The 20,568-nt window shown below is 40.3% G+C and carries 12 protein-coding genes; 10 read left to right on the top strand and 2 right to left on the bottom strand.

The genetic code is table 11. From position 1 onward, the window contains the following. Positions 1–260 precede the first annotated feature (260 nt). Complete coding sequence (gene purL / locus R3X28_RS06455) at positions 261–3,920, top strand: phosphoribosylformylglycinamidine synthase (protein ID WP_317663424.1); 3,660 nt, start codon at positions 261–263, stop codon at positions 3,918–3,920. A gap of 82 nt (positions 3,921–4,002) precedes the next feature. On the opposite strand, the gene R3X28_RS06450 is transcribed toward purL, so the two are convergent. Further along, positions 4,003–5,127, bottom strand: coding sequence for a hypothetical protein (locus R3X28_RS06450; RefSeq protein WP_317663422.1), 1,125 nt, complete (start codon positions 5,125–5,127; stop codon positions 4,003–4,005). Between the two features lie 276 nt (positions 5,128–5,403). Here R3X28_RS06450 and R3X28_RS06445 point away from each other — a divergent pair, with 276 nt between their 5' ends. The 8 genes from R3X28_RS06445 to R3X28_RS06410 all read left to right on the top strand — a co-directional run bounded on the left by R3X28_RS06445 (position 5,404) and on the right by R3X28_RS06410 (position 15,674). Next, positions 5,404–7,173 carry an AMP-dependent synthetase/ligase gene (locus R3X28_RS06445; protein WP_317663420.1) on the top strand — a complete coding sequence of 590 codons (1,770 nt, stop codon included), beginning with the start codon at positions 5,404–5,406 and terminating at the stop codon, positions 7,171–7,173. 130 nt (positions 7,174–7,303) lie between these two features. Then, the gene (locus R3X28_RS06440; RefSeq protein WP_154369634.1) at positions 7,304–7,744 is read left to right on the top strand and encodes a MarR family winged helix-turn-helix transcriptional regulator; all 441 of its coding nucleotides are present in this window, start codon (positions 7,304–7,306) and stop codon (positions 7,742–7,744) included. A gap of 25 nt (positions 7,745–7,769) precedes the next feature. Further along, entirely contained in the window at positions 7,770–10,175 is a 2,406-nt protein-coding gene (locus R3X28_RS06435; RefSeq protein WP_317663416.1) for a 3-hydroxyacyl-CoA dehydrogenase/enoyl-CoA hydratase family protein, read from the top strand. Positions 10,176–10,215: 40 nt separating this feature from the next. Then, the gene (locus tag R3X28_RS06430) at positions 10,216–10,575 is read left to right on the top strand and encodes a four helix bundle protein (RefSeq protein ID WP_317663414.1); all 360 of its coding nucleotides are present in this window, start codon (positions 10,216–10,218) and stop codon (positions 10,573–10,575) included. A gap of 60 nt (positions 10,576–10,635) precedes the next feature. Beyond that, positions 10,636–11,829: an acetyl-CoA C-acyltransferase gene (locus R3X28_RS06425; protein WP_317663412.1), complete on the top strand. Its 1,194-nt coding sequence runs from the start codon at positions 10,636–10,638 to the stop codon at positions 11,827–11,829. 42 nt (positions 11,830–11,871) lie between these two features. Then, on the top strand, positions 11,872–12,228 hold the full coding sequence (locus R3X28_RS06420) for a four helix bundle protein (protein ID WP_317663410.1): 357 nt from the start codon (positions 11,872–11,874) through the stop codon (positions 12,226–12,228). A 41-nt stretch (positions 12,229–12,269) separates the two neighbouring features. Next, positions 12,270–14,081 (top strand): acyl-CoA dehydrogenase family protein, encoded by a 1,812-nt coding sequence (locus R3X28_RS06415; protein ID WP_317663408.1) that lies wholly within the window; start codon positions 12,270–12,272, stop codon positions 14,079–14,081. A gap of 192 nt (positions 14,082–14,273) precedes the next feature. Next, on the top strand, positions 14,274–15,674 hold the full coding sequence (locus R3X28_RS06410; protein ID WP_317663406.1) for a S8 family peptidase: 1,401 nt from the start codon (positions 14,274–14,276) through the stop codon (positions 15,672–15,674). An 86-nt stretch (positions 15,675–15,760) separates the two neighbouring features. Here the strand turns inward: R3X28_RS06410 and R3X28_RS06405 are convergent, their stop codons facing one another. After that, a complete protein-coding gene (locus R3X28_RS06405) occupies positions 15,761–17,779 on the bottom strand; it encodes a dipeptidyl-peptidase 3 family protein (protein WP_154369647.1) in 2,019 nt (672 codons plus the stop codon). Positions 17,780–17,984: 205 nt separating this feature from the next. Here R3X28_RS06405 and R3X28_RS06400 point away from each other — a divergent pair, with 205 nt between their 5' ends. After that, the gene (locus tag R3X28_RS06400; protein ID WP_317663403.1) at positions 17,985–20,564 is read left to right on the top strand and encodes a glycoside hydrolase family 3 C-terminal domain-containing protein; all 2,580 of its coding nucleotides are present in this window, start codon (positions 17,985–17,987) and stop codon (positions 20,562–20,564) included. Positions 20,565–20,568 lie beyond the last annotated feature (4 nt).

Below are 20,568 nucleotides of genomic sequence, written 5' to 3'. Positions count from 1 at the left end.
TTCTCCTTTATTAAAAAAAATTGAAATAAACATTATCATACCAAGTTTAATAAACATACTTTAATATATTTTATTATAAAAATCTAATTATCATACTTAGTAAAAAATAAAAATAGTCTATTTTTTGGACATTAACCAAAGGGGAACAATAACTACTGATTTCATTAACAACTACTGTTTAAAAGTGTTTTCGATATCCGTAAAACATAGCGTCTAAAACCTTAATTTTGTATTTTAAAAATCAACACTAGACACAATAAATGATTCACTTTTTCGGGAATGTAGCCACAAAAGTTTTTGCCGTACAAACAGCTCAAGAACTTTCTCAGGAAGACACAAACAAACTCACATGGTTATTCGGTAACCAACCTAAGATAAACATGGCGTCTCTCGACGCCTTTTTTGTTGGCCCTAGGGCTGCCATGATTACCCCATGGAGCACGAATGCAACAGAAATTACCCAGAATATGGGAATTGAAGGTATTATCCGAATCGAAGAATTTGAAACAGTAAATGCTGATTTCACCGATTTTGACCCAATGCTTTCCCAAAAATTCAATTCCTTGACACAGGAAATATTTAAGATCGATGTTGTTCCCGAACCCATTAAGGAAATCGCCGATATTGCTTCTTATAACGAACAGGAAGGCTTGTCGTTGAGTGACGAGGAAGTTAAATACCTTGATCGATTATCCAAAAAAATAGGGCGCAAGTTTACCGATTCCGAAGTATTTGGATTCAGTCAAGTGAATTCAGAACATTGTCGTCATAAAATATTCAATGGCACCTTTAAAATAGACGGGGAAGAAAAGCCTTCCTCACTCTTTAAGCTCATAAAGAAAACCTCACAAGAAAATCCGAACGATATAGTTTCAGCCTATAAAGACAACGTAGCCTTTGTAAAAGGCCCCAAAGCCATACAGTTTGCTCCGAAAAGTGCCGACAAGCCCGATTTCTATCAAGAAAAAGAATTTGAATCGGTTATCTCCTTAAAAGCCGAGACCCATAATTTCCCCACAACCGTTGAACCTTTTAATGGTGCGGCCACAGGGTCAGGAGGGGAAATACGTGATCGTTTGGCCGGTGGTAAAGGCTCCTTGCCATTGGCAGGTACCGCCGTTTATATGACATCATATTCGCGACTTGAAGAAAATCGCCCATGGGAAAAGGCCATGCCAGAAAGGGAATGGCTTTACCAAACCCCAATGGATATCCTTATAAAGGCTTCAAATGGGGCTTCCGATTTTGGAAACAAATTCGGCCAACCATTGATCGTAGGTTCCGTACTTACTTTTGAGCATACCGAGGAAGCCCGTAGGTTAGGCTTTGACAAAGTCATTATGCAAGCTGGTGGAATTGGTTACGGAAAGGCGGAACAAGCCTTGAAGGACACTCCCAATACCGGCGATAAAATAGTAATCTTGGGTGGGGACAACTATAGAATAGGAATGGGTGGTGCCGCTGTTTCCAGCGCGGACACTGGAGAGTTCAGCTCGGCCATTGAACTGAATGCCGTTCAGCGTTCTAACCCAGAGATGCAGAAAAGGGCCGCCAATGCGGTTCGTGGCATGGTGGAAAGTGATGAAAACCCAATAGTTTCAATCCATGACCATGGAGCAGGCGGACATCTTAACTGTTTATCCGAACTGGTTGAGGATACCGGTGGTAAAATCGATTTAGACGCATTGCCAGTTGGAGACCCGACTTTATCGGCGAAAGAGATCATCGGCAATGAATCCCAAGAAAGGATGGGACTCGTCATTGGTAAAAAGGATGTAGACCTTCTACACCGGATCGCCGATCGTGAACGCTCACCCATGTACGAAGTAGGTGATGTAACAGGTGACGATAAATTCACATTCGAATCGAGCAAGACCGGAGCAAAACCCATGGACCTTGATTTGGAAGACATGTTCGGTAGCTCCCCAAAAACGATAATGAACGACATAACCGTTGATAGAAAATATCAAAATCCCGAATACTCCTTGGAACATTTTCATGAGTATTTGGAACAAGTGCTACAATTAGAAGCCGTAGCCTGTAAAGACTGGCTAACGAACAAGGTGGATCGCTGCGTAGGTGGTCGTGTCGCCAAACAGCAATGCGCAGGCCCACTACAACTCCCCCTCAACAATTGTGGGGTAATGGCCTTGGATTTTAAAGGTAAGGAAGGTATTGCCACCTCTATTGGCCACTCCCCTATTTCAGGATTGATCGACCCCGTTGCCGGAAGCAGAAACAGTATTGCCGAATCGTTGACCAATATCATATGGGCTCCATTGAAAGATGGGTTAAAATCCATCTCATTATCCGCAAATTGGATGTGGCCATGTAAAAATGAAGGTGAAGACGCCCGTTTGTACGAAGCAGTACAAGCCGTATCTGAATTTGCCATTGGTTTGGGAATCAATGTCCCTACAGGAAAGGATTCACTCTCAATGAAACAGAAATACAAAGACGGGGATGTTATTTCTCCCGGAACCGTAATTATTTCAGCAGCCGGCCACTGTGATGACATTTCAAAGGTAATAGAGCCTGTTTTACAGAAAAATGGCGGATCTGTTTATTATATCAACCTATCAAAGGACGACTATAAACTCGGCGGCTCCTCATTCGCACAAGTTCGTAACAAAATTGGAAACGAAACACCGAACGTTGTTGATACGGAATACGTAAAAACGGTTTTCAATGCAATACAACAATTGATACGGGACGGACAAATACTTGCGGGACATGATGTTGCTTCAGGCGGTCTGATAACCACCTTACTTGAAATGTGTTTTGCCAATGTGAATTTAGGTGCCGACCTGAACCTATCGGCCCTGAATGAGGAAGACACCATCAAACTGCTATTCTCCGAAAATTCCGGGATTGTTTTCCAATCCAAGGACGATACCATTGAAGACCTATTAAAGAACGTAAATATCGATGTCAAAAAAATCGGGAAAGTCACAAACAAACCAAGACTGAATATTCTGAACAACGGAGTTGAAATGGGACTGAATGTTCATTCATTAAGGGACACATGGTATAAAACTTCATATCTGCTAGATCAAAAACAAACAGCGAACAATCTTGCCGAAGAAAGGTTTGAAAACTTTAAAAACCAACCTTTGACCTATTCTTTCCCCAAGGATTTTGATGGAAAATTGCCCAAAATTGGTAAATCCAGGCCAAAAGCCGCTATTCTTCGTGAAAAAGGAAGTAACTCTGAACGCGAAATGGCCAACGCCATGTATTTAGCTGGTTTTGATGTTAAGGATGTTCATATGACCGATTTGATTTCCGGTCGTGAGACTTTGGAAGATATTCAATTCATTGGCGCCGTTGGTGGTTTTTCCAACTCCGATGTTTTAGGTAGTGCCAAAGGATGGGCCGGTGCATTTAAATATAATGAAAAGGCAAATACTGCCTTAAGGAATTTCTTTGCAAGACCCGACACACTATCCGTTGGCATATGTAACGGTTGTCAATTGTTCATGGAATTGGATCTTATTAATCCCGATCATGAAGAACATGGTAGAATGTTGCACAACGATTCCCATAAACACGAAAGTAGTTTCACTTCAGTTATGGTACAATCGAACAATTCGGTAATGTTATCCGATTTGGAAGGTACCACATTAGGGGTTTGGATATCGCACGGTGAAGGCAAATTCAATTTACCATATGCAGAGGACAGTTATGATATAGTCGCCAAATATGGTTATGAAGGTTACCCTTCCAATCCCAATGGAAGTAGTTACAATACAGCTATGTTATGTGATAAAACCGGCAGGCATTTGGTAACTATGCCCCATATAGAACGATCGATATTCCCTTGGAACTGGGCCTACTACCCAGAACGTAATAACGACCAAGTTTCACCATGGATCAAAGCCTTTATCAACGCCCGAAAATGGGTTGAGGAACACAATTGATAGTTTATTCGTATTGAACAAAATAAAAAAGGAGCCAAAAAAACATGGCTCCTTTTTTTCTAACTCAACATAACTCAAACAACTAATTATTATCTTCTTTTTTTGAATAGTCCTTATAAATGGCCTCTTCAAAAGCTTCCCAATGTTCTGGTGTCATCCTCCCTGGGGTAAATAAACAAATACCCGTAGCACCGTTTTCCATAGAACCCTTAATGGCCGTTCCTATCTCTGAAGGTAATAAGCCATGGTTTTCGGGATCTTTTTCATTTGTCTTATTTTCTGGCTTTGGACAGATGAAGAGTCCACTATAAATTGGTTTTTCCCCATTAACGGCCGCCACTTCTTCTTTGGTGATCGGTGCCAACCACTCTGGACCTTCTAAATAGAAATCATTGTAATTCATAGGATAAACAGCATCCAAATCCCATTTATCCCATTCTTGGCGTACTAATTTCTTTGCTATAGACGGACCGGGAAATACAGCCGCATTGATAACCTTTCCTTTACCGTGTACTACCTTGGATAGCCTACCGACCAAGTTGGTGATCAAATCATACCTAAACTGTTTCCACTCCTGCACTTGGGAAGGATCTTCAACTTCTTTGATATCGATACCGTATTTCTCCTTAAAGTCAGAAGTACATTGACCACAATAGCAATAGTCGTATTCAGGGAATTCTTGATCCATGACCAATCCATATTTCTCCCAAAGTCCTCTAGCGAGAATTACATCGGGAAAACGTATGAAATCGAGATGAATACCGTCTACCTCATCTACGGCAGCTATACTTCCATATAAATCTGCCAAAAAATCATACGTTCCTTCTTTATTGGGACACAGAAACTTGTAATGATCCACATAAGCCGGTTTTTCAAAAGCGGATTCACCTTTTCTATTTACCGCATAAAGACTCGTATCTATTTTAGGATTTTCCCCTTGCACCATTGTAGGTATCCATGTGTGGAATTCCATACCGGCTTCTTTTACCAGTGCACCTACCCTTTTATATGTTTCAGGATTATGACCACCATTGTACATGAGTCCGTCAATCCCTTTATCCTTTAAATCTTCAAATTCAGTTCTCAACTCTTGATCGGTCGCTTGGCCGGGACCACCGGTCCATGCGTAAACAGGTATTTTATCCTTCTTTTCTGTACAGGAAACCAGCGTAAAAACCATTAAACAGCACATAAAAAACCTACTCATAGAAATATTTTTTTTGAATTTGATATGAAATTATTCAATTTTTTATTTTTCCAACAAAAACTTAGCCTAACAACACCTGTCAATATCTAAACAGCAATATATGAAGGAGTTCAATCATTCAACATCTTATGATAATGAATGCCAAATCGATAATTTCAGAAGTAATTGAATCGAATAAAATGAAGTATTCGTAGATTACCACCAATTATTTTATCAATCTTATTTTAAAATACCATTTGCTTTTCCTAATTTGCAATATTGTTTGAGAATAAAAATATGCGAGAGATTACCAGATTATTTGACTTTCCTTATTACCAACTTGAAAAATTCAACCTAGAAAATGCCCTCGTCACTAAATATGATGGTGAGTGGGTAAGCACTTCTACGCAAGAATATGTTGATAAGGCAAATGCCATTAGTAGGGCATTGGTACGAATGGGCGTAAAACCCAACGATAAGATTGCCATAATTTCCATGACCAATAGAACGGAATGGAATATAATGGATATCGGTGTATTACAAATAGGTGCGCAGAACGTCCCCATTTACCCTACAATTTCCGAGGAAGATTACCTTTATATCCTCAATCATTCAGAAGCGAAATATTGTTTTGTTTCCTGTTCCGAGGTTTATGAAAAAATCCTCTCTGTAAAATCAAAACTGGAGACTGTAAAAGAGGTGTTTTCCTTTGACCAAATCAGCAATTGCACAAATTGGGATGTCGTCTTGGAAAAAGGAGCTGACACAAGTAACCAGGAAGAAGTAGAAAAACTTAAAGACGCGGTAAAGCCACATGACCTTGCTACTTTGATCTATACTTCCGGAACTACCGGAAAACCAAAAGGGGTTATGCTTACCCACCACAATGTAGTCAGCAATGCCATTCAAAGTTCAGAGCGCCTACCCATTAATGACGGGAATGCCGTCGCAATGAGTTTTCTTCCTGTTTGCCATATCTATGAGCGAATGCTGATGTATCTGTACCAATACCGGAGTGTTAGTATATATTTTGCCCCTATAGACAAAATAAGTGAATACTTGAAAGAGGTGAAACCCGATATAATGACAGCCGTGCCTAGGCTTTTGGAAAAGGTATATGACAAGATCATCGCAAAAGGATCCGATTTAACGGGGGTTAAAAGATCCATATTCTTCTGGGCCGTAAATGTTGGCCTTCGATACGAACCTTATGGCCAAAACGGATGGTTATATGAAAAGAAATTGGCATTGGCCCGTAAGCTGATCTTCAGTAAGTGGAAAGAAGCATTGGGTGGCAATCTTAAATTAATAGCCTCTGGTAGTGCTGCCTTACAACCTAGGTTGGCCCGTATTTTCAATGCCGCCGAGATGGGGGTCATGGAAGGTTATGGTTTAACTGAAACCTCTCCCGTAATTTCGGTAAACGATATGCGTAATCACGGGTTCAGAATTGGTTCTGTTGGCAAGCCCTTGGCAAATACAGATGTTAAAATAGCCGAAGATGGGGAAATCTGTATCAAAGGGCCCCAAGTAATGCTTGGGTATTACAAAGATCCGGAACGAACAAATCAGGTATTGAAAGACGGTTATTTCCATACCGGTGATATTGGGGAATTGGATAGTGACGGTTTCCTTAAAATCACGGATAGGAAGAAAGAAATGTTCAAAACCTCGGGAGGTAAATATGTTGCCCCCCAACTTTTGGAAAATAGGTTTAAACAATCACTCTTTATAGAACAGATCATGGTAGTCGGTGAAGGTGAAAAAATGCCTGCAGCCATTATACAGCCAAATTTTGAATTCTTGCACGATTGGGCATCTAGACACTACAGGAAATTTACGGACAACAAAGATCTTATTATGGACCACAAGGTCATAGCCCGTTTTCAAGAAGAAATTGACAAGGCCAATGAAGATTTCGCGAAATGGGAAAAAGTGAAACAATTTCGGATGACACCAGATGTCTGGAGTATCGAAGATGGGCACTTAACCCCTACCCTAAAACTTCGCAGGAAAATCGTAAAAAATAAATATATTGATTTGTACAATGATATTTATGGCCATTAATAGCCCTTCATAACCGACCAACCCAGCTTAAACCATTCTTAAAAAATAACATAGGTTCTTTTTTTTATTTCAATTTATTATGCATGCATAGTATTTTTTTATATATTTGGTGACAGCCAATATGTAGAATATGAAAGAAGTAACGATTGATTATGCATTGAGAGCCACATGGCAAGCAGTGGCAAGAATGTATAACGAAAGGGCCAAAACTTTTGATTCAACAATGGCAGTAGGGTTTACATTATTAAGTATAGACCCTAAAACCGGAACTCCATCTACGGCACTTGGGCCGAAAATGGGAATGGAAGCAACGAGTCTTTCCAGAATCTTAAAAAGCATGGAAGACAAGGGGTTGATCCTTAGAAAGCCTAACCCAAAAGATGGCAGGGGTGTACTGATACACCTTACCGATTTTGGGCTTGAGAAAAGAAGGGATTCTAAAAATGTGGTATTGAAATTCAACGAAGTTGTACGGGCTAATGTTTCCGATGATAAACTAGATTCCTTTTTCGAAGTCATGGAAACCATAAATAAGCTTATCGCGGAAAAAACTATATACACAAAAAACTAAAATAAATTAATTCAGCTTTAACTACATGAACAAGCATATTAAAAAAGTAGCCGTAATAGGTTCTGGAATAATGGGAAGTGGTATTGCATGCCATTTCGCCAATATCGGGGTCAAAGTATTATTGCTAGATATCGTTCCCCGTGAACTCGATGAGAAAGAAAAGGCAAAAGGTCTAACCTTAGAAGATAAGGTAGTTCGTAACCGATTAGTGAACAATTCGTTGACGACCGCCTTAAAATCGAAACCCTCACCTATTTACCATCAGAAATTCGCCTCAAGGATTACTACCGGTAATTTAGAGGATGATATTGCCAAGGTGGCCGATGTAGATTGGATCATTGAGGTTGTGGTAGAACGTCTGGACATTAAGAAAAAAGTATTCGAAAACCTTGAAAAGTACAGGAAACCAGGAACATTGATCACATCAAACACCTCTGGGATCCCCATCAAGTTCATGTCCGAAGGACGCAGTGATGATTTTCAAGAACATTTCTGTGGCACCCATTTCTTCAACCCTGCCCGTTATTTGAAATTGTTCGAAATCATACCTGGACCAAAAACATCCCCTGAAGTTTTAGAGTTCTTAAATGGATATGGTGAGAAGTTTTTAGGTAAAACTTCCGTAGTCGCCAAAGATACCCCTGCTTTTATAGGTAACCGTATAGGAATTTTCAGTATTCAAAGCCTTTTCCATACCGTTAAGGATATGGGTATGACCGTTGAAGAGGTCGATAAGTTGACCGGTCCTGTGATCGGCAGACCTAAATCGGCCACTTTCCGTACCGTAGATGTGGTAGGTCTCGATACCTTGGTTCATGTGGCCAATGGTATCTATGAAAACTGCCCCAAAGATGAAAAGCATGACCTCTTTAAATTACCTGATTTCATCAATACCATGATGGAAAACAAATGGTTGGGAAGTAAAACAGGCCAAGGTTTTTATAAGAAAGTAAAGGGTAAAGATGGTAAGAGTGAAATATTGACGTTGGATCTGGACAGTATGGACTACCGATCCAAAAAAAGTGCAAAATTCGCCACGTTGGAATTAACGAAGACCATCGATAAGGTCGTTGATCGTTTTAAGGTACTTGTCGGAGGTAAGGACAAGGCCGGCGAATTTTACAGGAAAAGTTTTGCAGCTTTGTTCGCTTACGTGTCCCACAGGATTCCCGAAATATCAGACGAGCTATATAAAATCGACGATGCCATGAAAGCCGGTTTTGGCTGGGAACACGGACCTTTCCAGATTTGGGATGCGATCGGACTTAAAAAGGGACTTGAAATCATGAATGCAGAAGGTGAAAAACCTGCTGCCTGGGTTACTGAAATGGTAGCTGCTGGCATAGAATCTTTCTATTCCGTTAAGGAAGGAGCCACCTATTTTTATGATATTCCTTCTAAGTCCATGACAAAAGTACCGGGACAGGATGCGTTTATCATTTTGGACAACATTCGAAAATCGAATGAAGTGTTCAAGAACAGCGGTGTGGTCATTGAGGACCTTGGTGATGGTATTTTGAACCTGGAATTCCAATCCAAAATGAACACCATAGGGGGAGATGTATTGGCCGGCTTGAACAAAGCGATCGATTTGGCCGAAAAAGATTTCCAAGGATTGGTTGTTGGTAACCAAGGTGCCAACTTCTCGGTAGGCGCCAATATAGGAATGATATTCATGATGGCCGTTGAGCAAGAATATGATGAACTCAATATGGCAATTAAAATGTTCCAGGATACGATGATGCGTATGCGTTATTCATCTATCCCTACCATATCGGCCCCACATGGAATGACCTTGGGAGGCGGGTGTGAGCTATCCATGCATGCTGACAAAGTGGTTGCGGCAGCTGAAACTTATATCGGATTGGTCGAGTTTGGAGTAGGTGTTATTCCCGGTGGCGGTGGTTCTAAGGAATTTGCAGTCAGGGCTTCTGATACCTTTAAGAAAAATGATGTAGAACTTAATGTACTTCAAGAATATTTCTTAACAATAGGCATGGCAAAAGTATCAACTTCCGCCTATGAAGCTTTTGATTTGGGTATTCTACAAAAAGGAAAGGATATTGTTGTCGTAAATAAGGATAGACAAATTGCCACTGCCAAGGCTTATGCAAAATTAATGGCAGAAACAGGATACACTAAACCTGTGAAACGAAAAGACATCAAAGTACTTGGAAAACAAGCCTTGGGAATGTTCCTTGTCGGAACCGATGCAATGGAAGCAAGCCACTATATAAGTGAGCACGACCAGAAAATAGCCAACAAACTGGCCTATGTGATGGCGGGCGGTGACCTTTCTGAACCTACTTTGGTGAGTGAACAATATTTACTTGATATTGAACGGGAAGCTTTCTTGAGTTTATGTACAGAACGTAAGACTTTGGAAAGAATTCAACACATGTTGAAGACCGGGAAACCATTAAGAAATTAAATACAGATAACGAGATGATAAGAATCTAGAGACTAGACCGATGGGAAGGCATAATTTCAAAAAATTGACAATTTGGCAAGAAAGTATTAAACTCGTTGCTGAAAGCTATCAAATGACAAAGACATTTCCTGAATCAGAAAGATACAATCTCACCAGTCAAATGAATAGATGTGCAGTTTCAATCCCATCGAATATCTCTGAGGGCTCAAGTAAAAGTACGAATAGACATTTTAAAAAGTACCTTGAAAACAGTTTAGGATCGGCTTTTGAATGGGAAACCCAATTAATCATATCGTACAATGAAAAATATATTGAGGAAAGTAGATTCTCGGAATTGGAAGATAAAATTTTACAAATTCAAAAAATGATTGGAGCATTTATAGATAATTTAAAAGAATAAAAAGTCTAATTTCTAGATATCTAGGCTCTAGACTCTTGTTTTAAAACAACAATAAGAACCATGAATAAACAAGCATATATAGTAAAAGCATATAGGACCGCAGTTGGCAAAGCACCAAAAGGTGTATTTCGTTTTAAACGAACCGATGAACTTGCAGCGGAAACCATCGAATACATGATGAAGGAGTTGCCTGACTTCGATAAAAAAAGAATTGATGATGTTATCGTGGGCAACGCAATGCCCGAAGGCTCTCAAGGACTAAACATGGCCCGTCTCATTTCTTTAATGGGGTTAGATATTGTTGATGTTCCAGGTGTCACGGTAAATCGATTTTGTTCCTCCGGAATTGAAACTATTGGTATAGCTACTGCTAAAATACAGGCTGGTATGGCCGACTGTATAATTGCCGGTGGTGCCGAAAGCATGAGTTCCGTACCCATGACAGGTTATAAAACCGAACTTAATTACGATTTGGTAAAATCGGGGCATGAAGATTATTATTGGGGAATGGGAAACACAGCAGAGGCCGTTGCCAATGAATTCAAAGTGTCCAGGGAAGACCAAGATGAATTTGCTTATAACTCCCATATGAAGGCATTGAAAGCACAAGCTGAAAATCGTTTTCAAGATCAAATCGCACCAATAGAAGTTGAACAAACTTATCTAGATGAAAATGGAAAAAAGGCAACCAAGAAATATACGGTGACCAAAGATGAAGGCCCAAGGGCAGGAACAAGTAAAGAGGCCTTGGCAAAATTACGCCCGGTTTTTGCTGCTGGAGGTAGTGTAACAGCAGGTAATTCATCCCAAATGAGTGATGGTGCCGCTTTTGTGTTGGTCATGAGTGAGGAAATGGTAAAAGAGTTGAATTTGGAACCCATAGCCCGATTGGTTAATTATGCTGCTGCAGGGGTTGAGCCCAGAATTATGGGAATTGGCCCTGTAAAGGCCATTCCAAAAGCCTTGAAACAAGCGGGACTAAAACAGAATGATATAGAATTAATAGAATTGAACGAAGCCTTTGCTTCCCAATCCCTGGCCGTAATGAGAGAGCTGGACCTCAACCAAGAAATCGTCAATGTGAATGGTGGCGCAATTGCATTGGGGCACCCTTTAGGATGTACCGGAGGTAAGTTATCCGTTCAATTATTCGATGAAATGAGGAAAAGGAACATGCAAGGTAAATATGGTATGGTAACCATGTGCGTCGGAACGGGGCAAGGCGCTGCAGGAATCTATGAGTTCCTTTCTTAGACATAAGTAGAAACAAGAGAAAAGACCTTAGATACCTTACAAATGATTAGGCATAATTTCAAGAAGCTTAAAATTTGGCAAAACGGAATGGATCTCGTGAATGAAACCTATCAAATGGTCGGAACTTTTCCTGATTCTGAAAGGTTCAATTTAATATCTCAATTAACCCGTTGTGCAGTATCTATACCTTCGAACATCGCAGAAGGAACAAGTAAATCGACCAATAAACATTTCAATAAATTTATTGAAGATAGCTTGGGGTCTGCATATGAATGGGAAACACAATTAATCGTTGCCTATCGATTAAAATATATCGATAAGAAAAGATTTGAAAAACTAGAAAATAAAATTCAAGAATTACAAAAAATGATTTCAGGATTTCAAGTTGGACTTCAATAACGTCCTAATTCTTGACTCTTGATTCTTAAATCTAAAAAACTATGAGCACAATTAAACCTGAAAAAGAGATTTTAAGAGGAGGTCAATTCCTGGTAATAGAAACCCAATGTGAGGATGTTTTCACGTTGGAAGACCTATCGGAAGAGCAACGAATGATGCGCGACAGCACTAAGGAATTTGTTGATCGTGAACTTTGGGCCCATTGGGAACGTTTTGAAAAGAAAGACTATGGATATACCGAAGAATGTATGCGTAAAGCAGGTGAACTTGGACTTTTATCCGTAGCTGTACCAGAATCATATGGTGGTATGGGAATGGGGTTCGTGTCTACTATGTTGGTTTGTGATTATATCTCAGGTGCAACCGGTTCATTCAGTACGGCTTTCGGTGCCCATACAGGAATTGGAACCATGCCGATAACCTTGTACGGTACAGAAGAACAAAAACAAAAATACGTACCGAAATTGGCTTCTGGAGAATGGTTCGGGGCATATTGCCTCACAGAACCTGGAGCTGGATCTGATGCCAATTCAGGTAAGACCAAAGCGGTTCTTTCCGATGATGGAAAATATTATTCCATAACCGGACAGAAAATGTGGATATCAAATGCCGGATTTTGCAATATGTTCATCGTTTTTGCACGTATTGAAGACGATAAGTACATTACCGGATTTATAGTAGAAAATGATCCTGAAAATGGAATCTCTTTAGGTGATGAGGAAAAGAAATTGGGAATCCACTCCTCCTCTACCCGTCAAGTGTTCTTTAACGAGACCAAAGTGCCTGTTGGGAATATGCTTTCTGAACGTGGAAATGGCTTCAAGATCGCTATGAATGCCTTGAATGTTGGTCGAATAAAATTGGCAGCCGCTTGTTTGGATGCCCAACGACGTATCATTGGGGAATCTGTGAAGTACGCCAATGAACGAAAACAATTCAAAACCCCGATTATTAATTTTGGGGCCATTAAAGCCAAGATTGCCGAAATGGCGATAAATACTTATGCCGGGGAATCGGCCAGTTATCGTGCTGCCAAGAACATCGAGGATAGGATAGCCATGCGGGAAGCCGCAGGTAACTCCCATCAAGAGGCCGAATTGAAAGGTGTTGAGGAATATGCCATCGAATGTTCTATCTTAAAGGTTGCGGTATCAGAACACGTTCAGAGCACGACCGACGAAGGCATACAGATTTTCGGTGGAATGGGATTCAGTGCTGACGCTCCTATGGAGAAAGCATGGAGAGATGCCCGTATCGCCCGAATCTACGAAGGCACCAATGAAATAAACCGAATGTTGGCAGTAGGAATGCTAGTTAAAAAGGCTATGAAAGGCCATGTAGATCTCCTTGGACCCGCAACAAAGGTAGGTGAGGAATTAATGGGGATCCCTTCATTCGATACGCCTGACTTTTCTGCCCTTTTCGCAGAGGAAAAGGATATGATCGCCAAAATGAAAAAAGTCTTTCTAATGGTCGCCGGTAGTGCCGTTCAAAAATACGGTACCGAACTGGAAAACCATCAGCAATTAATGATGTCGGCCGCTGATATCCTAATTCAAATATATATGGCGGAATCGACTATCCTAAGAACGGAGAAAAATGCAAAACGTTTTGGTGAGGAAAGCCAGACCATTCAAATTGCCATGTCGAAACTATATTTGTACAATGCTATAGAGACAGCTATATCCAAAGGTAAGGAAGCCATTATTTCCTTTGCTGAAGGTGATGAGCAACGTATGATGTTAATGGGACTTAAACGTTTTACAAAATATACCAATAACCCTAATGTAGTGGCTTTAAAAACACAAATTGCCGATAAAATCGCTGCAGATAACGGTTACACCTTTGACTAATTCAGATTGATCTTCGGAACTATCCTGAAGTATAAACCACTCCAAATCGGAGTGGTTTATTTGTTTTATGGCAATTGAAGGCTACGTTCATGAAAGAGGCCTCAACCTACTCTTTTGATTTTAACTTAATTTTAGGTTTTTGTTAAATTATTTAATATTTTGCCTCTAATTAATTCAAACTAAAAGAGAAATATGAAAAAAAATCTAAAAAATTTAAAGAAAATCTTTTTGCCAACATGTTTGGCATTTTTGTTCTTCAGTTCGTGTTCAACAGAAAATGAGGCAATAAATGACACCGAAATAAATGCGATTTATGCAAAAACCTCCTCTAAATCGGATTATGTGGTCCTATTAAAAAATGAAAGCATTCCAGATGGTTTCGAAACCGAAATGGAAAGTTTAGGTGCCACTGTTAAATCAATGATACCGGAAATCGGTGTTGCCATTATATCCTCAACCGAAACCATTAGCAGTAAGATCGCAACCAAAGCTAAGGTTAGGTCTGTAGTACCGGACTTTAATGTACAATGGATTGACCCTGAACTATACCCGGAGGCATCTCCTCTCAGTATAGGTAGTGATGAGCCTTTCTTCGATTACCTATGGGGTATGGATGCCATTGATGCCCCAGAGGCATGGAACACAGGGCAAACTGGATCAGGTGTCAGAGTAGCCGTCCTTGATTCAGGCATAGATGCAGAACACCCTGATATATCGCCAAATCTAAACACCTCACTAAGCGCCTCTTTCATAGACGGAGAAGATTGGAATGTTGCTGATGGCTTTTATTTTAACCATGGCACCCATGTGGCAGGTACTATAGCAGCTGCAGATAACGAAATAGGGGTCATCGGGGTTGCCCCAAACGCAGAAATCGTTGCTGTTAAAGTTCTTTCGGAATTTTCTGGCTCTGGTCCATTCAGCAGTATCAATGCCGGTATTGTCTATGCGGCTTTGATCGACGCTGATGTAATCAATATGAGCCTTGGTGCCACATTTAACAAAAATGGTTTTATTACATTAGAAGATGGCTCTGTTACAAAAGTGCCAGCGAAGTATATTTCTGAAATTCGACATGCACAACAAAGGGCAATTGATTTTGCTTATAAAAACGGAACTACAATTGTTGTATCTGCTGGAAATGGCGGTGCTAATTTTGATGGAAATGGGTCAACGACCAAGCTCCCTGCCAGTCTAAACAACGTGATTTCGGTTTCTGCGACGGCTCCCTATAGCTGGGCAGAAGACCCTACCACTGACCTGGATGTCCCTGCCAGTTATACAGATTATGGTAAAAGCCACGTTACCGTTTCGGCTCCCGGAGGTGATTTCGACAGTCCTAGTTCTTTATGGTATTATGACATGGTTTTAAGTACGATTCCAGGAGGTTGGAGCTGGAGTGCAGGTACCAGTATGGCCTCTCCCCATGTTGCTGGAATTGCGGCATTGATCATTGGTAAAAATGGTGGTGAAATGAATCCTCATGAGGTGACTAAGCAACTAACCGGAACTGCAGACAAGATCGACGGTAATGGTGTTAGTGCCTACCATGGTAAAGGAAGGGTAAATGCATATAGGGCAGTTACCGAATAATAGAAAACTTCCTAAAAACAAAAATCCGTCCTGACAGCATCGTCCGGACGGATTTTTTTTGCTTTTAACTAAGCTATATCATGTAATTACTCCAAAAAACTATGTTTGCTGGAATAATCCAACATTTGCTGTTCAAAAGAATCGGGCTGTGTTACTTTGACATCCACAATTTCCCCAGCTTCATTGGTCTCAGGAACCAATACCGGATTTACAAATCCGCTATAAGGGGCCGATTTAAACTGTTGGTTACGATCCAATACCTGCGCGTGCAAGGCTTGGTCAACTTTTACACCATAACCTTCGACCAAATCCTGTGCTGCTTTAAAATCACCTTCAGATTTAATTCGTTGTGCTTCACGTAGCAACTCACCGAACAATTCCCGAAGTTTTTTGTAATCGTTTATGTTATAGTAGGTCTTACCGTCTTTTTCAATCTTTTCGATTACATTATCTGCTTTTCCTTTTTCATATACCCAGGCAGAAACCCACTGTCTATTGACCATATGATCTTCTTCGATATCATTTCCAAGCTCAATACGCACCAACTGGGTAATCAATCCATTTCTAATATAACCATCGTACGCGGCTTTACCTACAGCTTGCCAGTCATCGACCAAACCAAGTTCCTGTAGTTTTGGATCCATTAGATAATAGAGCCCAACCAAATCGGCCCTACCCTCTTCCATGGTAGACGCATAATTCTTTAAGGTTTCTTTAGGTTGGCCCACACCTGGGTTTATCAATCCGGAAGCATGTCCGATAACTTCATGCAAGGCAGTATGCAATTTATCGGCTAGCTGTCCGTATTTCTCTTCCAGCTCAATTTCTTCCTCGTCATAGGCAAATTCATGAAGTCTACCACTTCCGCCCGCATTATTATAGGCGTTGATGATATTCCCTAGAGAAACGGATTTACTTCCATGCTCTTGTCTGATCCAGTTGTTATTGGGCAAATTCACGCCTATAGGTGTACTGGGAGATGCATCACCGGCCTCACCGGCCACGTTTATCGTTTTATATGAAACCCCTACCACATCACTCTTTTTATGGGAATCCATTAAAGGGGCATTATCTTCGAACCACTGGGCGTTTTCAGAAAGTACGGCCATTTGCTTTGACATTTCAAAATCCTTAACTTGGATAATACTCTCATAAGAACCTCTATACCCTTTTGGATCATTGTACACTTCGATAAAACCATTGATCCAATCGATATTGCCTTCGGTGGAAGTTGCCCATGAGATACAATATTGATCCCAAATGTTCAAATCACCCGTTTTGTAATAATCAATAAGCAATCCTAGGGTTTTGGCCTGTTTTTGATTTTCGGCTACCCCTTTGGCCTTTTCCAACCATTTAATGACCTCGTCGATGGCGCTACCGTAAAGACCACCTGATTTCCACACTTTTTCAACAAGCTTTCCATTTTCACGTACCAAAGTTGAATTCAATCCAGCCTCAATAGGTCGACCTTCTGGACCTTTATAAGCTGTTTTGTAAAAAGCATCAACATCGGCATCGGTTATTGTAGGTCCGTAGAAATTAATGGCAGAAGAAGCTACATTGTCCACTCCTTTTTTCTTATTCACTTTTTTAGCGTCCTTATCATTGAAAATAACATCAAAGGCCTCTCCCTCCAATTTTGTATCTGTTTCTTTCAATAAATAGGTTAAGAAGTCCGCCTTAAAATTTGGTTTTATCTTATCATTGGAATAGTGATGGTGTATTCCGTTAGAAAACCAAACCCTTTTCAAATATTCTTGGAACGCCAGCCAGTCTTTGGTTGTCTTGTCCCCATTATAAGTAGTATATATATTTTCCAACGCATCCCTTATCTCAAGATTATGTCGATAATTTTGGTCCCACATAATATCGCGACCGGCCAACCCTGCTTGTGTCATATAGTACACTAATTCCTTTTCTTTTAAAGTAAGTTCATCGAATCCCGGGATTTGATATCGCAATACCTTGATATCGGCGAATTGGTCGGCGATATACTCAAATTTCTTTTCAGCCTTTACAGGTGGCTTTTCCTCCATTTTTTCTTGGCAAGACCAAAGAAATCCAACCAAAAGGAACCCTAATAAAATATTTTTTAATTTCATGTTATGTGTTATTTAAATACAATCGCAAATTTAACAAAACATAAACCAATTGTTTAATTTATCGCTATATAAAAAGTTTAAAATATGGCCTTCGAAAACCTTTAGTAGTTATCTAGGATTAAATGCAAGATTCATTCTTGGGTTCTCTCTTTTATATTTAAATTCACTTGCTGAAATCTAATTAAAAACCATTCATTCCAAACTAATGAAAAATCAATTTCTTCTTCTTGTTGTTGTTCTTTTTACCCAACTGGGTTTATTTGCACAAAACAATGTATACCCCTTCCTAGATGCCAAATTATCCCCTGATTCACGTGCCCAAGATGTGGTCGACAGGCTAACACTTGATGAAAAAATAAGTCAAATGCAAGATGTTGCCCCTGCGATCGAACGTTTGGGTATCCCTGAATACAATTGGTGGAACGAGTGTTTGCATGGTGTGGCAAGAGCCGGCGCGGCTACATCATACCCCCAAGCCATAGGAATGGCCGCTACATGGAACCCTGAACTCATTCATGAGGTCGCCAACGCGATAAGTACCGAGGCCCGGGCAAAATTCAATCAAAGCATTAAACTTGGTCAAAGAAATCGCTATCAAGGGCTTACCATGTGGTCTCCCAATATCAATATTTTCAGGGATCCACGCTGGGGAAGAGGACAGGAAACCTATGGAGAAGACCCTTATTTGACCTCAAGATTCGGTGTTGCATTCATAAAAGGCCTTCAAGGTACCGACCCTAACTATTACAAGGTTATTGCAACTGCAAAACATTTCGCCGTTCATAGTGGCCCCGAATACAACAGACACAGTTTTGATGCATATACTGATGCCAAAGATTTATGGGAAACCTATTTACCAGCTTTCAAAGCTGCCGTTATCGAAGGCAAATCTTACTCCGTAATGTCGGCCTATAATAGATATTTAGGTGAATCTGCAACCGCCAGTAAGCTACTTTTGAATGATATTTTACGTAAAAAATGGGGATTTGACGGGTATGTCGTATCCGACTGTGGTGCGGTAGAGGATATCTATTTACGCCATAAAATCGTAAATACCGCAGAAGAGGCATCGGCCTTAGCCGTACAATCAGGTTGTGACTTAAATTGCGGTTCAACATATGCCCATTTAAAAAAGGCCGTGGAAGCTGGATTGATTTCTGAGGATGAGATCAATATCGCCGTTAGAAGATTGTTTCTTGCCAGAATTAAACTAGGGCTTTTGAATACTTCGGAAGAAATTCCTTTTTATGATATACCAGCCTCCGAAATCGAATCGGAGACCAGTCAAAAATTAGCGCTGCAGACAGCTAGGGAATCTATGGTTTTATTAAAGAATGAAAATAATACCTTACCCATTTACAAAAAGGTCAAGACCATTACCGTAATTGGCCCCAATGCGAATGACAAACAATTTTTATTGGGTAATTATTTTGGCACCCCGACCAACCGGAAAACGGTTCTACAGGGAATTCAAGAAAAAGTATCAAAAAAAACAACCGTACATTATTTCAAGGGAACCAATCTAGCCGATGATAAACCCATTTTCGATATTATCGGGAACAATTATTTCAAAGGGAAAATAAAAACGGAATATTACGACAATTCCAATTTGGAAGGGAAACCAGTCGCCATAAAATCCGATGATCTAATTGACTTTGAATGGGGAGGTGCCGCCCCGATTTCCATACTGACCCCCGGTAAGTTTTCTATTCGATACAGTGGCACATTACAACCTGATTTCAGTGGGGATATAACCTTCGATATTTACGATAAGGGAGGATCTTATCGTTTTATGGTGGACGGGAAAGAATTGGCAAAAAGCCCTAAAGAAGGTGATACCCCTACAAAAAATGCGGCATTTACAGTAAGTAAAAACAAGGCCTATGATTTCGTATTGGAATACAAATGCGATAACCCTTGGGTATCCGCATTACAATTAACATGGAACAAAGAGCAACTGCAAGGCAAACAGGTTATGCTCGAAAAAATAAGCCAAAGTGATGTTGTGGTATATGTAGGCGGTATTTCAGCCCGATTGGAAGGTGAGGAAATGCCAATAGATATCCAAGGCTTCTCTAAAGGCGATAGAACAAACCTTAAAATGCCCAAACCACAGCAAAGGTTGCTTAAAGAACTTCATGGATTGGGAAAACCAATTGTGTTTGTACTTACTAGTGGAAGCGCCATGGCCATTAATTGGGAGCAGGAAAACCTTCCAGCAATAATTGGAGCGTGGTATCCGGGACAAGCAGGAGGAAACGCAGTGGCGGACATTCTTTTCGGGGATTACAACCCATCAGGGAAATTACCGGTTACTTTTTATAAATCCGTTAAGGATCTACCTCCTTTTGAGGACTATCACATGAAAGGACGCACCTATCGCTATTTTGATGGCGAAGTCCTTTACCCATTCGGATACGGACTGAGCTTTACTAAATTCTCCTATTCAACACCCAAACTGAATAAAGGAACAATAGGTAAATCCGAAAAGAACACCGTTAGTGTAGAAATAACCAACAACGGGGATTATGATGGGGAAACCGTTGTTCAACTTTATATCAGCGATAAAGAGGCAAGCCTTAGCAAACCGATAAAAACATTACGAAAATTCAAAAAAACGGCATTGGCAAAAGGAGAATCAAAAACCATTGAATTTGAGATTTCCCCTGGGGATCTTTCAATCTTCGATGCTAAAGGAAACAGTTTCGTTGAACCCGGTGAATTCGACATTTTTGTGGGTGAAGATTCTTCAACACAAAACAAGGTCACTTTATTGGTCAAATGATAAA

The organism is Maribacter sp. TH_r10 (assembly GCF_033101095.1).
Taxonomy (GTDB): Bacteria; Bacteroidota; Bacteroidia; order Flavobacteriales; family Flavobacteriaceae; genus Maribacter_A; species Maribacter_A luteus.
The sequence above is the reverse complement of the archived record's forward strand: the minus strand, read 5'-3'. Positions and strand labels throughout refer to the sequence as shown.

Coding starts and splice junctions, on each gene's coding strand:
- purL (WP_317663424.1), top strand. CDS start 261: ATGATTCACTTTTTCGGGAATGTAGCCACAAAAGTTTTTGCCGTACAA.
- R3X28_RS06450 (WP_317663422.1), bottom strand. CDS start 5,127: ATGAGTAGGTTTTTTATGTGCTGTTTAATGGTTTTTACGCTGGTTTCC.
- R3X28_RS06445 (WP_317663420.1), top strand. CDS start 5,404: ATGCGAGAGATTACCAGATTATTTGACTTTCCTTATTACCAACTTGAA.
- R3X28_RS06440 (WP_154369634.1), top strand. CDS start 7,304: ATGAAAGAAGTAACGATTGATTATGCATTGAGAGCCACATGGCAAGCA.
- R3X28_RS06435 (WP_317663416.1), top strand. CDS start 7,770: ATGAACAAGCATATTAAAAAAGTAGCCGTAATAGGTTCTGGAATAATG.
- R3X28_RS06430 (WP_317663414.1), top strand. CDS start 10,216: ATGGGAAGGCATAATTTCAAAAAATTGACAATTTGGCAAGAAAGTATT.
- R3X28_RS06425 (WP_317663412.1), top strand. CDS start 10,636: ATGAATAAACAAGCATATATAGTAAAAGCATATAGGACCGCAGTTGGC.
- R3X28_RS06420 (WP_317663410.1), top strand. CDS start 11,872: ATGATTAGGCATAATTTCAAGAAGCTTAAAATTTGGCAAAACGGAATG.
- R3X28_RS06415 (WP_317663408.1), top strand. CDS start 12,270: ATGAGCACAATTAAACCTGAAAAAGAGATTTTAAGAGGAGGTCAATTC.
- R3X28_RS06410 (WP_317663406.1), top strand. CDS start 14,274: ATGAAAAAAAATCTAAAAAATTTAAAGAAAATCTTTTTGCCAACATGT.
- R3X28_RS06405 (WP_154369647.1), bottom strand. CDS start 17,779: ATGAAATTAAAAAATATTTTATTAGGGTTCCTTTTGGTTGGATTTCTT.
- R3X28_RS06400 (WP_317663403.1), top strand. CDS start 17,985: ATGAAAAATCAATTTCTTCTTCTTGTTGTTGTTCTTTTTACCCAACTG.